12 protein-coding genes are annotated in these 14023 nt (G+C 53.7%); 8 read left to right on the top strand and 4 right to left on the bottom strand.

Features of this window, described 5'->3' with window-relative positions; translation table 11 throughout:
* Window positions 1-181 precede the first annotated feature (181 nt).
* The 4 genes from gyrB to dnaA form a co-directional block, all read right to left on the bottom strand.
* Window positions 182-2596 (bottom strand): DNA topoisomerase (ATP-hydrolyzing) subunit B, encoded by a 2415-nt coding sequence (gene gyrB / locus BZK41_RS16390; RefSeq protein WP_079938829.1) that lies wholly within the window; start codon window positions 2594-2596, stop codon window positions 182-184.
* 28 nt (window positions 2597-2624) lie between these two features.
* Window positions 2625-3698, bottom strand: coding sequence for a DNA replication/repair protein RecF (gene recF / locus BZK41_RS16385; protein ID WP_003844434.1), 1074 nt, complete (start codon window positions 3696-3698; stop codon window positions 2625-2627).
* A gap of 138 nt (window positions 3699-3836) precedes the next feature.
* Window positions 3837-4937 (bottom strand): DNA polymerase III subunit beta, encoded by a 1101-nt coding sequence (dnaN, locus tag BZK41_RS16380; RefSeq protein WP_003023863.1) that lies wholly within the window; start codon window positions 4935-4937, stop codon window positions 3837-3839.
* 4 nt (window positions 4938-4941) lie between these two features.
* A complete protein-coding gene (dnaA, locus tag BZK41_RS16375) occupies window positions 4942-6345 on the bottom strand; it encodes a chromosomal replication initiator protein DnaA (protein ID WP_003827078.1) in 1404 nt (467 codons plus the stop codon).
* A gap of 606 nt (window positions 6346-6951) precedes the next feature.
* On the opposite strand from dnaA, the gene rpmH reads away from it, so the two are divergent.
* From rpmH to BZK41_RS16330, 8 genes are all read left to right on the top strand, one after another.
* Window positions 6952-7092: a 50S ribosomal protein L34 gene (rpmH, locus tag BZK41_RS16365; protein WP_003023858.1), complete on the top strand. Its 141-nt coding sequence runs from the start codon at window positions 6952-6954 to the stop codon at window positions 7090-7092.
* Between the two features lie 17 nt (window positions 7093-7109).
* The gene (gene rnpA / locus BZK41_RS16360) at window positions 7110-7469 is read left to right on the top strand and encodes a ribonuclease P protein component (RefSeq protein WP_003844432.1); all 360 of its coding nucleotides are present in this window, start codon (window positions 7110-7112) and stop codon (window positions 7467-7469) included.
* Window positions 7433-7690, top strand: coding sequence for a membrane protein insertion efficiency factor YidD (gene yidD, locus BZK41_RS16355; RefSeq protein WP_003023846.1), 258 nt, complete (start codon window positions 7433-7435; stop codon window positions 7688-7690). The genes rnpA and yidD overlap by 37 nt, the downstream gene beginning before the upstream one ends.
* 2 nt (window positions 7691-7692) lie before the next feature.
* Window positions 7693-9339: a membrane protein insertase YidC gene (gene yidC / locus BZK41_RS16350; protein ID WP_003827058.1), complete on the top strand. Its 1647-nt coding sequence runs from the start codon at window positions 7693-7695 to the stop codon at window positions 9337-9339.
* Between the two features lie 105 nt (window positions 9340-9444).
* On the top strand, window positions 9445-10809 hold the full coding sequence (mnmE, locus tag BZK41_RS16345; RefSeq protein WP_032945460.1) for a tRNA uridine-5-carboxymethylaminomethyl(34) synthesis GTPase MnmE: 1365 nt from the start codon (window positions 9445-9447) through the stop codon (window positions 10807-10809).
* Between the two features lie 182 nt (window positions 10810-10991).
* Window positions 10992-12173: an MFS transporter gene (locus BZK41_RS16340; protein ID WP_079938828.1), complete on the top strand. Its 1182-nt coding sequence runs from the start codon at window positions 10992-10994 to the stop codon at window positions 12171-12173.
* Window positions 12142-13101, top strand: coding sequence for an HTH-type transcriptional regulator YidZ (yidZ, locus tag BZK41_RS16335; protein WP_079938826.1), 960 nt, complete (start codon window positions 12142-12144; stop codon window positions 13099-13101). Before BZK41_RS16340 ends, yidZ begins: the two co-directional genes overlap by 32 nt.
* 166 nt (window positions 13102-13267) lie before the next feature.
* Complete coding sequence (locus tag BZK41_RS16330) at window positions 13268-14014, top strand: 4'-phosphopantetheinyl transferase superfamily protein (protein WP_079938824.1); 747 nt, start codon at window positions 13268-13270, stop codon at window positions 14012-14014.
* Window positions 14015-14023 lie beyond the last annotated feature (9 nt).

Raw genomic sequence — 14023 nt, 5'->3', positions numbered from 1 at the left:
TGAGTCCGTCCTCATGCTAACGCGATTCCGCTCAAAAAACAGCTACGAAAAGGGGGATAGAAAGGGGAATCGAGATTCCCCTTTTTGTAGATTAGTTGTCGTTTGTAGGCCTGATAAGCAACGCGTCATCAGGCACAGCCGGATGGCGGCGTAAACCGCCTTATCCGGCCTACAGATTGGCTTAAATATCGATGTTCGCCGCTTTCAGGGCGTTCTCTTCGATAAATGCGCGACGCGGTTCAACGGCATCGCCCATCAGCGTAGTGAACAGCTGGTCGGCAGCAATAGCATCCTTCACGGTAACGCGCAGCATACGACGGCTTTCCGGATCCATGGTGGTTTCCCACAGCTGTTCCGGGTTCATCTCGCCCAGACCTTTATAACGCTGGATAGCGAGGCCACGACGAGACTCTTTCTGCAGCCATTCCAGCGCCTGCTCGAAGCTGGCAACCGGCTGGCGACGCTCGCCACGTTCGATAAACGCATCGTCTTCGATCAGTCCGCGCAGCTTCTCGCCAAGCGTACAAATACGACGGTATTCGCCACCGGTCACAAATTCATGCTCCAGCGGATAATCGGTATCCACACCGTGGGTACGGACGCGAATCACCGGCTCGAACAGGTTCAGTTCAGCGTCTTTACGCACAAAGCTGTTCCAGGTGCTGCCGTGCATTTCGTTTTCATTCAGCACGTTAACCAGCTGAGAAACCCAGGCAGTGACTTTCGCCTCATCAGCGAGATCGGCTTCATCTAGCGTCGGTTGATAAACCAGTTCTTTCAGCAGCGCTTTCGGGAAACGACGTTCCATACGGCCAATCATTTTCTGCGTCGCGTTGTATTCAGAAACCAGTTTCTCTAACGATTCACCTGAAAGGGCTGGTGCGCTGGCGTTGGTGTGCAGCGATGCGCCATCCAGAGCGATAGAGATCTGGTACTGATCCATCGCTTCGTCATCTTTAATGTACTGTTCCTGCTTGCCTTTTTTCACTTTGTACAGCGGTGGCTGTGCAATGTATACGTGGCCGCGCTCAACGATTTCCGGCATCTGACGATAGAAGAAGGTCAACAGCAGCGTACGGATGTGCGAGCCGTCGACGTCCGCATCGGTCATGATGATGATGCTGTGATAACGCAGTTTATCCGGGTTGTACTCGTCACGACCGATGCCGCAGCCAAGCGCGGTGATCAGCGTCGCGACTTCCTGAGAGGAGAGCATCTTGTCGAAGCGCGCTTTCTCAACGTTGAGGATTTTACCCTTCAGCGGCAGAATCGCCTGGTTCTTACGGTTACGTCCCTGCTTCGCAGAGCCGCCCGCGGAGTCCCCTTCCACCAGGTAGAGTTCAGAGTGGGCCGGGTCACGTTCCTGACAGTCTGCCAGTTTGCCCGGCAGGCCCGCTAAGTCCAGCGCGCCTTTACGACGGGTCATTTCACGCGCGCGACGCGCAGCTTCACGGGCGCGCGCAGCATCGATAATTTTACCGACGACGATTTTCGCGTCAGACGGGTTTTCCAGCAGGTATTCGCTCAGCAGTTCGTTCATCTGCTGTTCTACCGCCGATTTCACCTCAGAGGAGACCAGCTTGTCTTTGGTCTGTGAGGAGAACTTCGGATCCGGTACTTTCACGGAAACAACGGCAATCAGGCCTTCACGGGCATCGTCACCGGTGGCGCTGACTTTCGCTTTTTTGCTGTAGCCTTCTTTGTCCATGTAGGCGTTCAGGGTACGGGTCATCGCCGCCCGGAAGCCTGCAAGGTGAGTACCGCCGTCACGCTGCGGAATGTTGTTGGTGAAGCAGTAGATGTTTTCCTGGAAACCATCGTTCCACTGCAGCGCAACTTCAACGCCGATACCGTCTTTTTCGGTGGAGAAGTAGAAGATATTCGGGTGGATCGGCGTTTTGTTTTTGTTGAGGTATTCAACAAACGCCTTGATGCCGCCTTCGTAGTGGAAATGGTCTTCTTTGCCGTCGCGCTTGTCGCGCAGACGAATAGAGACGCCGGAGTTCAGGAATGACAGCTCGCGCAGACGCTTAGCCAGAATGTCGTATTCGAACTCAACGACATTGGTAAAGGTTTCGTGGCTTGGCCAGAAACGGACCTGAGTCCCCGTCAATTCAGTTTCGCCAGTTACCGCCAGCGGCGCCTGCGGCACACCGTGCACGTAAGTTTGCTGATGCACTTTGCCTTCACGACGAATCACCAGTTCCAGTTTCTGTGACAGGGCGTTAACGACGGAAACACCCACGCCGTGCAGACCGCCGGAAACTTTATAGGAGTTATCATCGAATTTACCGCCTGCGTGCAAAACGGTCATAATAACTTCCGCTGCCGAAACGCCCTCTTCCGGATGAATACCGGTTGGGATACCACGGCCATCATCAGTAACGGACACGGAGTTGTCAGCGTGAATCGTTACCACGATATCTTTACAGTGACCCGCGAGCGCTTCGTCGATAGCGTTATCTACCACCTCGAATACCATGTGGTGCAGACCGGTGCCGTCATCCGTGTCGCCGATATACATACCCGGGCGCTTACGCACCGCATCCAGTCCTTTCAGGACTTTGATACTGGAGGAGTCATAAGAATTCGACATCAACGTTTCTCGCTCATTTTATCTTGGGTTAATCCGTTATTTTACCCTTTTCCACGGTAAACATCTTCGAATTTTCATCGGACATGTCTATAACGTGTTCAGCGCTGATTGCGCTGACAAAGACCTGAGATTGCGTGGCTTTTAAGCGGCTGGCCAGCAGTCCGCGACGCGCGTCATCCAGTTCAGAGGCAAAATCATCTATCAGGTACAGGCAGCGCCGCCCGCTTTCACGGGTCAGGAACTCCCCTTGCGCCAGACGTAAGGCGCACATCAGCAGCTTTAGCTGCCCACGCGACAACGTATCTTCCACCGGCGCACCGTCGGCGCGAATGCGGAAATCCGCCTTATGCGGGCCGTGCGCAGTGTAGGTCAACATGCGATCGCGTTCAAAACTGCGTTCCAGCACTTCGGCATAATCCGTCTCTTTCTCCCAGCCGCGCTGGAATGAGAAGGAGAGAGAAAACTCAGGAAGAAACTGCTGGCAGGTATCCGCCATATCCTGCGCGATGCCAGCGCTGTACTCCGCGCGCCAGGTGCTGATTTGTTCCGCCAGTGGGATCAGTTCTTTATCCCACGGGCGCAGTTGCTCATAACGACTCACCTGGCGCAGTGCTGCATTGCGCTGCTTGAGCAGTCGCTTCAGGTTGCTCCAGGCGGTGAAAAATCCGGCTTCATTGTGAAAGCATCCCCAGTCAAGGAATGCTCTTCTGTATTTGGGGCCGCCATTGAGTAAAGTAAACCCCTCAGGCGTGATCAGCTGCATCGGCATCAGGTGCGCCAGTTCTGCGACCTTGTGCCCGTCAGTGCCGTCAATGCGCACTTTGCTGTCGCCCAGCTTGTCTTTCGTCAGGCCAATCGACGTCTCACGTTCTTCACCCTGCAAACGCCCGTGTAAAACAAACGACTCCTGCTCGTGGCGAATCACGCGGCCAATCTGCAAACTACGAAACGCCCGACCGTGGCCGAGCGTATAGATAGCTTCCAGTACGCTGGTTTTGCCGCTGCCGTTCGCGCCAACCAGGAAGTTAAAGCCGGGGGATAAAGCGAGATCCGCATTTTCAATATTGCGGAAATCTTTGATTAGCAGTCGGGATAGCGACATATCAACTCATAACCAGGGCGTTATCGTCGCAGTTAGTCTGGTTACGGCCAGCGCACAGCAACCGGAGCGTACTGAAGTACGTGAGGATTGCGAGCACTGCCCGGAGCCAGAATAACAAGTAAGATAGCCCGATATTTTTTACAAGCGCATAGGCATGACAACATAGGCCGCGCTTTGGCTGGCTGCATCTTCAATCTGTACGCTCGATACGGAATCGGTCAGCAGAATACGCACGTTTTCGCACTTCAGCGCATTCAGAACATCCAGTACGTAGCTCACGTTAAAGCCGATTTCCAGTTCTGTACCAGGATAGGAAACATCCAGAATTTCTTCCGCTTCTTCCTGCTCCGGGTTGTTGGCAGTGATTTTGAGCTGATTTTCGCTGACATACAGACGCACGCCGCGGAATTTCTCGTTAGAGAGGATCGCCGCACGAGCAAACGCCTGTTTGAGGATATCGCAACCGGCTTCCAGATGTTTGTCCGGATTCTTCGGCAATACGCGGCGATAATCCGGGAAACGGCCATCAACCAGCTTAGAGGTAAAGATGAAGTCACCAACGTGCGCACGAATGTTGTTGCTGCCAATCTGCACGCGCAGCGGGTTATCGCCGCCGTCGAGCATACGCATCAGTTCAATCACGCCTTTACGCGGTACGATCACCGAATGGCTAGGCAACGGCTGACCAACCGGCATTGAACAGACCGCCAGGCGGTGACCGTCGGTCGCCACGGTACGCAGCTCTTCCCCTTCGGTTTCAAACAGCATGCCGTTTAAGTAGTAACGTACGTCCTGATGCGCCATCGAAAACTGCGTGGCTTCAATCAGGCGCTTCATCGTCGCCTGCGGCAGGGTGAATTCGACTTCGCTCTGCCAGTCGTCCAGATTCGGGAAGTCGGCGGCAGGCAGCGTAGACAGCGAGAAACGGCTGCGGCCAGAACGCACCAGCATACGGTCGCCTTCCAGTTGAACGGCAATTTCCGCGCCTTCCGGTAATCCACGGCAAATATCGAAGAATTTACGCGCCGGAACGGTGGTCGCACCAGGTTCATGAGGCTGGATTAGCGCCACGCGCGCCACCATCTCCATCTCGAGATCGGTACCGGTCAGCGAAAGCGTGCCGTCAGCAACCTGCAGCAGCAGGTTTCCGAGAATAGGCAGTGTAGGACGTCCACCCAGCGGGCCGCTGACCTGCTGAAGCGGTTTTAATAAATGTTCACGTTCAACGGTAAATTTCATAGCGTCACGAAGATAATGTTCTGATTAAATTGGAGAAATCTTCTTTAATATCATGGCTTTCTTCACGCAACTGCTCAATCTTGCGGCAGGCATGAAGCACGGTAGTATGGTCACGCCCACCAAACGCGTCGCCAATTTCCGGCAGACTATGGTTAGTGAGCTCTTTTGCCAGCGCCATCGCCATCTGGCGCGGACGAGCTACCGAGCGAGATCGACGCTTAGAAAGCAGATCCGCAATTTTGATTTTGTAATACTCCGCCACCGTCTTCTGAATATTGTCGATGGTGACCAGCTTTTCCTGCAAAGCCAGCAGATCGCGCAGCGCTTCGCGCACGAAATCGATAGTAATCGCCCGGCCGGTAAAATTGGCGTTGGCGATCACGCGGTTCAGTGCACCTTCCAGCTCACGTACGTTAGAGCGTAGACGCTTGGCAATAAAGAACGCGACTTCACCCGGCAGACGAATGTCGTTTTCGTCGGCTTTTTTCATCAGGATCGCAACGCGCGTTTCCAGTTCAGGCGGTTCGATCGCGACAGTCAGTCCCCAGCCGAAACGGGATTTCAGACGATCTTCAACGCCGTTGATCTCCTTCGGATAGCGATCCGAGGTAAGGATGATCTGTTGATTGCCTTCCAACAGGGCATTAAAGGTGTGGAAAAACTCTTCCTGCGATCGTTCTTTATTCGCGAAGAATTGAATATCGTCAATCAGCAGCGCGTCAACGGAACGGTAGTAGCGTTTAAACTCTTCGATCGCGTTGTTTTGCAGGGCTTTGACCATGTCCTGCACAAAACGCTCGGAGTGCATATACACCACTTTGGCGTTTGGCTTACGCGCCATAATGCCGTTACCGACAGCGTGCAACAGGTGGGTTTTACCCAGACCCGTACCGCCATAAAGGAATAACGGATTGTAGGCGCCGCCAGGATTGTCCGCCACCTGACGTGCCGCCGCGCGCGCCAGCTGGTTAGATTTACCTTCAACGAAGTTATCAAACGTGTGTTTGACGTTGACGTTAGAACGATAGGTAGGTTCTGCCGGAGCCGGGACGTTATCCCAGCCTGGACGCGCCGCCGGAGCTGCGCGTTGTGGTTGCACTTGCTGAGCCACGTGGGCGGGCGCAACAACGTTGTTGACCGGCGTTTTCAGCGTTTGCGTGACGGGTTTAGTACCGACTTCAAAGCGCAGCTGTGGGGCATCCGCTCCACAGAAATTATTGAGTAATCCATTAATATTATTAAGGTATTTATCCCTTACCCAATCGAGCACGAAACGGTTTGGCGCATACAAAGCCAGCGTGTTATCGCTCAGTTCCGCCTGCAACGGGCGTATCCACATACTGAACTCTGTGGCTGGTAACTCATCCTGCAATCGGGCAAGACACTGCTGCCAAAGCGAAAGTGACACGGCGGACTCCACTCGAACAAAAGTCGATAAATGACAAAGGCTGAAACATTCATGATTGTTGACGCACATCGACAAGACCCTATGCAAAGGGTGACGTGCGAATTGCTATCTGCAATTTTTACCCGATCAGGATCCATTGAAACGATCAGGACCGCGGATCATAGCGTAAACTGAGAAAGAGATCTTCTGTTTCTCACAGATTCTTCCCGATTTATCCACAGGATGATCCAGAATCGGCTAAGTGTAAACGATCCTGGAGAAGTGCTGCAGGTTTTAGCGCGCATATTGAAAAAATTAATGAGTAAAGATGCTTTACTGCTTAAACGATCTAATAAAGATCCCGAGCGATCCTTGCGCTTTATCCACCAGCCCGTATAATTCTTACCCCCAGCGAGTAACGGTCGCCTTACGGCGTCAACGCTGCCTGTTTTTTACGCGAAACCATGCGGAAAAAAGCGGGAAATAAGGAAAGAGAATTGACTCCGGAGTGTACAATTATTACAATCCGGCCTCTTTAATCACCCACACTGTGGCGTAAGTCGTTCGAAATTCGTTCGGGTATACGCAAAAGTCAGTGAATTTATTCAAGTTTAGGTAGAAATCGCCATGAAACGCACTTTTCAACCGTCTGTACTGAAGCGCAACCGTTCTCACGGCTTCCGTGCTCGTATGGCTAATAAAAATGGTCGTCAGGTTCTGGCACGTCGTCGTGCTAAAGGCCGTTCTCGTCTGACCGTTTCTAAGTAATAAAAGCTAGCCCCTGAGTGGTTAAGCTCGCATTTCCCAGGGAGTTACGTTTGTTAACTCCCACTCATTTCACATTCGTCTTCCAGCAGCCACAACGGGCTGGCACGCCGCAAATCACCATCCTCGGCCGCCTGAATTCGCTGGGGCATCCCCGTATCGGTCTTACAGTCGCCAAGAAAAATGTTAAACGTGCGCATGAACGCAATCGGATTAAACGTCTGACGCGTGAAAGCTTCCGTTTACGTCAGCACGAGCTTCCAGCAATGGATTTCGTGGTGGTGGCGAAAAAAGGGGTTGCTGACCTCGATAACCGTGCTCTCTCGGAAGCGTTGGAAAAATTATGGCGTCGCCATTGTCGCCTGGCTCGCGGGTCCTGATAGCCCTCATTCGGGTCTATCAACGCCTGATCAGTCCGCTGCTTGGGCCGCATTGCCGTTTCACTCCAACCTGTTCGAGCTACGGAATTGAGGCATTGCGCAGGTTTGGAGTGATAAAAGGCAGTTGGTTGACGGTGAAACGCGTATTAAAATGCCACCCTTTACACCCTGGTGGTGACGATCCCGTCCCGCCCGGACCATTTGATACCAGAGAACACTAACGATGGATTCGCAACGCAATCTTTTAGTCATCGCTTTGCTGTTCGTGTCTTTCATGATCTGGCAAGCCTGGGAGCAGGATAAAAACCCGCAACCTCAGGCCCAACAGACCACGCAGACAACGACCACCGCAGCGGGTAGCGCCGCAGACCAGGGCGTACCGGCCAGTGGCCAGGGGAAACTGATTACGGTTAAAACTGACGTGCTTGATCTGACCATCAACACCCGTGGTGGTGATGTGGAACAGGCTTCACTGCCAGCTTACCCGAAAGAACTCGGTTCTACCGAACCGTTCCAGTTACTGGAAACCACGCCACAGTTCATCTACCAGGCACAGAGTGGCCTGACAGGTCGTGACGGCCCGGATAACCCGGCTAACGGCCCACGTCCGCTGTACAACGTCGATAAAGACGCGTTTGTACTGGCTGACGGTCAGAACGAACTGCAGATCCCGATGACCTATACTGACGCAGCGGGTAACACATTCACTAAAACGTTTGTTCTTAAGCGTGGTGAATATGCTGTCAACGTTAACTACAGCGTGCAGAACGCCGGCGAAAAACCGCTGGAAATCTCCACCTTTGGTCAGCTGAAGCAATCCATCAATCTGCCATCTCATCGTGACACCGGTAGCAGCAACTTTGCGCTGCACACCTTCCGTGGCGCGGCGTACTCCACGCCGGATGAGAAGTATGAGAAATACAAATTCGACACCATTGCTGAAAACGAAAACCTGAACGTCAATGCTAAAGACGGCTGGGTCGCAATGCTGCAACAGTATTTCGCAACGGCATGGGTTCCGCGTAACGACGGCACCAATAACTTCTATACCGCTAACCTGGGTAACGGCATTGCCGCTATCGGCTATAAATCACAGCCGGTACTGGTACAGCCTGGCCAGACTGGCGCGATGACCAGCACCCTGTGGGTCGGCCCGGAAATTCAGGATAAAATGGCGGCCGTTGCACCGCACCTGGATCTGACCGTGGATTACGGCTGGTTGTGGTTCATTTCTCAGCCGCTGTTTAAACTGCTGAAGTGGATCCATAGCTTCCTGGGTAACTGGGGCTTCTCCATCATCGTTATCACCTTTATCGTTCGTGGCATCATGTACCCGCTGACCAAAGCGCAGTACACCTCCATGGCGAAGATGCGTATGCTGCAGCCGAAGATTCAGGCTATGCGTGAGCGTCTGGGCGATGACAAACAGCGTCAGAGCCAGGAAATGATGGCCCTGTACAAAGCTGAGAAGGTTAACCCGCTGGGCGGCTGCTTCCCGCTGATCATCCAGATGCCAATCTTCCTGGCGTTGTACTACATGCTGATGGGCTCCATTGAACTGCGTCATGCGCCGTTCGCTCTGTGGATCCATGACCTGTCTGCACAGGACCCGTACTACATCCTGCCGATTCTGATGGGCGTGACGATGTTCTTCATTCAGAAGATGTCTCCGACCACTGTAACCGACCCGATGCAGCAGAAGATCATGACCTTTATGCCGGTCATCTTCACCGTGTTCTTCCTGTGGTTCCCGTCAGGTCTGGTGCTGTACTATATCGTCAGCAACCTGGTAACCATTATTCAGCAGCAGCTGATTTACCGTGGTCTGGAGAAACGTGGCCTGCATAGCCGCGAGAAGAAAAACTCCTGATTCGGTGTAGGCCGGATTAGGCGAAGCCGCCATCCGGCAGACGGAATATAAAGTAAAGGGCGGTCATTAGACCGCCTTTTTTATTGCATTAAGAAGAGACAAACCATGAGCCATAACGACACCATCGTCGCTCAGGCCACCCCACCGGGACGTGGTGGCGTGGGTATCCTGCGTATCTCCGGCCTGAAAGCGCGTGAGGTCGCAGAAACTGTACTGGGGAAACTGCCCAAACCACGTTATGCCGATTATCTGCCGTTTAAGGACGCGGATGGCAGCGCGCTGGATCAGGGGATTGCCCTGTGGTTCCCCGGCCCAAACTCCTTTACCGGCGAAGACGTTTTAGAACTTCAGGGCCACGGCGGTCCGGTGATTCTTGACCTGCTGCTCAAACGTATTCTGACCATTCCTGGGCTGCGCATTGCCAGACCAGGTGAATTCTCCGAGCGCGCGTTTCTCAATGATAAGCTCGATTTAGCCCAGGCAGAGGCGATTGCCGACCTGATCGATGCCAGCTCAGAGCAAGCCGCTCGCTCGGCGCTGAACTCGTTGCAGGGCGCATTTTCCGCACGGGTAAATCATCTTGTGGAAGCGCTCACTCACCTGCGCATCTATGTCGAAGCGGCGATCGACTTCCCGGATGAAGAAATCGACTTCCTGTCTGACGGCAAGATTGAGGCGCAACTCAACAGCGTTATCAGCGATCTTGATGCCGTGCGTGCGGAAGCGCGTCAGGGCAGCCTGCTGCGCGAAGGGATGAAGGTGGTGATTGCCGGGCGTCCAAACGCCGGGAAATCAAGCCTGCTGAACGCGCTGGCTGGCCGTGAGGCGGCCATTGTCACCGACATTGCCGGGACGACCCGCGACGTACTGCGTGAGCATATTCATATCGACGGCATGCCGCTGCACATCATCGACACCGCCGGTCTACGTGATGCCAGCGATGAAGTTGAACGCATCGGTATCGAACGAGCCTGGCAGGAAATTGAACAGGCCGACCGCGTACTGTTTATGGTTGATGGCACCACCACCGACGCCGTGGACCCGGCTGACATCTGGCCAGACTTCATTGCCCGTCTGCCAGCCAAACTGCCGATCACCGTGGTGCGTAACAAAGCGGATATTACCGGTGAGACGCTGGGCCTTAGCGAAGTAAATGGCCACTCACTGGTTCGTCTCTCAGCACGAACCGGTGAAGGCGTTGACGTACTGCGTAACCATCTCAAACAGAGCATGGGCTTTGAAACCAATATGGAAGGAGGTTTCCTGGCGCGTCGTCGTCACCTGCAGGCGCTGGCAGAAGCGGCGGAGCATCTCGAGCAAGGAAAAGCCCAACTGCTCGGAGCATGGGCCGGAGAATTGCTGGCAGAGGAGCTACGTCTGGCGCAGCAGAACCTCAGTGAAATCACCGGAGAGTTTACCTCCGACGATCTGCTGGGACGGATTTTCTCCAGCTTCTGTATTGGGAAGTAACGTTGTGTTGCCCGGTGGCGTCATGCTTACCGGGCCTACAGGCCCCGCAGGCCGGATAAGGCGTTTACACCGTCATCCGGCAACAACAATTTCCCATGTGGAAATCACTGTTGTCCAAATGGCAACTCGTGCAGTTGACTCTCTGACCGTATGCTTAGCGCCACATTTCTCATGAGGTCGCTATGACACGCTTTCTAATCTGCAGTTTCGCCCTGGTTCTTCTTTATCCTGCCGGTATTGATATGTATCTGGTAGGGCTGCCCCGTATTGCTGCCGATTTACAGGCCAGCGAGGCGCAACTGCATATCGCGTTTTCGGTTTATCTGGCGGGAATGGCGACGGCGATGCTGTTCGCCGGAAAAATTGCCGACCAGTCAGGTCGCAAACCTGTCGCCATTGTCGGCTCCCTCATCTTTATTTTCGCCTCTGCACTGTGTTCGTTTGCCGAAAGCGGAACGCCGTTTCTCATAGGTCGCTTTATTCAGGGCGTAGGTGCGGGCTGCTGCTACGTGGTAGCTTTCGCCATCCTGCGCGACACACTCGACGATCGCCGTCGGGCGAAAGTACTGTCGTTGTTGAACGGTATTACCTGTATCGTGCCGGTGCTGGCTCCGGTGATGGGGCATCTGATCATGCTCAAATACCCATGGCAGAGCCTGTTCTACACGATGATGGGTATGGGTGTGGCTGTTTGCCTGCTGTCTGTGTTTATCCTGCGAGAATCGCGCCCAGCAACGCTTATAGCGACGACGGAAAAGAACCACACAACCGAATCACTGGTAAACCGCTTTTTCTTAAGCCGTCTGGCCATTACCACCCTCAGCGTGTCGGTGATCCTGACCTTCGTGAATACGTCTCCGGTACTGCTGATGGAAGTGATGGGCTTCGACCGTGGTGAGTACGCCACCACGATGGCCATGACCGCAGGCATCAGTATGGCGGTCTCTTTCTCTACGCCATTTGCGCTGAGCGTGTTTAAGCCTCGCGTTCTGATGCTGACCTCACAGGTGCTATTTCTGTGTGCAGGCGTGGTGTTAACCCTTGCCACTTCACACGCAGTAACGATTTTCGGGTTAACACTAATCTGCGCTGGGTTCTCGGTCGGCTTCGGTGTTGCGATGAGCCAGGCGCTGGGGCCGTTCTCGCTGCGCGCGGGCGTCGCCAGCTCTGCATTAGGTATTGCGCAGGTTTGCGGTTCCTCGTTGTGGATATGGCTGGCGGCAGTGCTCGGCCTTGATGCGCTGAATATGCTGATCGGGATTCTGATTGGCTGTAGCATAGTCAGTATCATGCTGATTATCACTGTTGCACCTAACCGGTCCGCGCCAACTCATGAAGAAATCCCTCAGCAGTCTCGATCTTAATTTATTGCTCTGCCTGCAGCTGTTGATGCAGGAGCGCAGCGTCACCAAAACCGCCAAACGGATGAACGTCACGCCGTCGGCGGTCAGTAAGTCGCTGTCGAAGCTGCGGGTCTGGTTTGACGATCCCTTGTTTGTGAACACCCCGCTGGGGCTATCGCCGACGCCGCTTATGGTCAGCATGGAGCAGAGCCTTGCTGAATGGATGCAGATGGGCAATCAGCTGCTCGATAAGCCGCACCATGAGTCTCCGCGCGGCCTGAAGTTTGATCTGGTGGCCGAAACGCCGTTAGTGATGATCATGTTCAACGCGCTCTCCCGGCAGATTTACCAGCGCTATCCCCAGGCGACGATCAAAATACGCAACTGGGACTATGATTCGCTGGATGCCATTATTCGCGGTGAAGTGGATATCGGGTTTACCGGGCGCGAAAGTCATCCGCGTTCGCGCGAACTACTGAGTTTGTTACCATTGTCGATCGACCATGAAGTGCTGTTTTCCGATCTGCCCTGCGTCTGGCTACGTGAAGATCATCCCGCACTGCAGGAAGAGTGGAATCTGGACACCTTTCTGCGCTATCCGCACATCAGTATTAGCTGGGAGCAAAGCGATACATGGGCGCTGGATGAAGTCCTGCAAGAAATGGGGCGCGCACGCAATATCGCGTTATGTCTGCCTGGTTTTGAGCAATCGCTGTTTATGGCCGCGCAACCGGATCACGCGCTGATAGCCACCGCACCTGTCTATTGTCAGCGTTATAACCAACTCCACCAGCTCCCGCTCGTGGCGCGACCGATGCCATTTGATACAGCGCAACTGGAAAAAATGCGCGTCCCGTTCACCCTTCTTTGGCATAAACGCAACAGCCACAATCCTAAGATCGTCTGGCTAAAAGACACGATCAAGGCACTTTATCGCGATATCTCCTGACGATCCGTCATTTTAGTGTTGCTAAATCGACCATTCTGGCAACAGAAATGTAAATATCGCGTAATGTATCCCATTTCCGCTTACTTTTTGGGCAGCAAAGCCTGCCCGGAAGCCGTGTAAATGTTACTCTGGTAATAATCACGGACCATTAATCACGGAGCGACAAATGGCGACACATTTTGCCAGAGGGATTCTTACGGAGGGACACCTGGTTTCAGCTCGCCTCCCTTCTCCATGTCATATCGAAGCAAGAGATCTACCCGCTCATCGCCGGACACGTTTCCTGGCTTCCCGAAGTCTTCTCGCTGAACTGATGTTTATGCTTTACGGCACCGGCACGCTGCCCGAAATTGTTACTCAGGCCAAAGGTAAGCCCGTTTTTCGCGATAAGAACCTGCCGGGATTTTCGATTTCTTATGCCGGGAATATCGTCGGCGTTGTGCTAACAACTGAAGGAACGTGCGGCCTGGATATGGAACTTCAGCGGGCTACCCACGGGTTTCACAATCCGAATGCAGCGGAAACCTGGCGTTTCTCCAGCAACGAAAATCTGTGGATCAACAATCAAAACGACCCCAACGAAGCACGCGCGCAGCTCATTACGTTGCGCCAGAGCGTACTCAAACTCACCGGCGATGTGTGCAATGACGATCCGCGCGAACTCCAGCTTTTACCTGGTGCAGGACGCCTGAAATGTGCCCATGTGGCGCAGGTTGAAGCCATTTGCGATGCGGAGGATGTACTGGTGTGGTCGGTTGCGGTTACGCCAACCATTGAAAAACTCAAAGTTTGGGAGTTTGATGGTAAACAGGACTGGAAAAGTTTGCCTGATATCCAGACTCGCGCCAATGAGCCAACGGGTCGTCTGATCCGGTTCTCTCAATTATGTGCAGCGAAGAGCCATACGCTTTGATTTAACCTT

This window comes from Citrobacter sp. A316 (assembly GCF_002042945.1).
GTDB classification, from domain to species: domain Bacteria; phylum Pseudomonadota; class Gammaproteobacteria; order Enterobacterales; family Enterobacteriaceae; genus Citrobacter; species Citrobacter portucalensis.
This window is presented reverse-complemented; position numbering and strand designations above follow the sequence as displayed.

Bases quoted from the DNA above. Each gene is read 5' to 3' on its own strand.
- yidZ (WP_079938826.1), top strand. From the start codon at position 12,142: ATGAAGAAATCCCTCAGCAGTCTCGATCTTAATTTATTGCTCTGCCTG.
- BZK41_RS16340 (WP_079938828.1), top strand. From the start codon at position 10,992: ATGACACGCTTTCTAATCTGCAGTTTCGCCCTGGTTCTTCTTTATCCT.
- rpmH (WP_003023858.1), top strand. From the start codon at position 6,952: ATGAAACGCACTTTTCAACCGTCTGTACTGAAGCGCAACCGTTCTCAC.
- dnaN (WP_003023863.1), bottom strand. From the start codon at position 4,937: ATGAAATTTACCGTTGAACGTGAACATTTATTAAAACCGCTTCAGCAG.
- mnmE (WP_032945460.1), top strand. From the start codon at position 9,445: ATGAGCCATAACGACACCATCGTCGCTCAGGCCACCCCACCGGGACGT.
- BZK41_RS16330 (WP_079938824.1), top strand. From the start codon at position 13,268: ATGGCGACACATTTTGCCAGAGGGATTCTTACGGAGGGACACCTGGTT.
- yidC (WP_003827058.1), top strand. From the start codon at position 7,693: ATGGATTCGCAACGCAATCTTTTAGTCATCGCTTTGCTGTTCGTGTCT.
- gyrB (WP_079938829.1), bottom strand. From the start codon at position 2,596: ATGTCGAATTCTTATGACTCCTCCAGTATCAAAGTCCTGAAAGGACTG.
- yidD (WP_003023846.1), top strand. From the start codon at position 7,433: ATGGCGTCGCCATTGTCGCCTGGCTCGCGGGTCCTGATAGCCCTCATT.
- recF (WP_003844434.1), bottom strand. From the start codon at position 3,698: ATGTCGCTATCCCGACTGCTAATCAAAGATTTCCGCAATATTGAAAAT.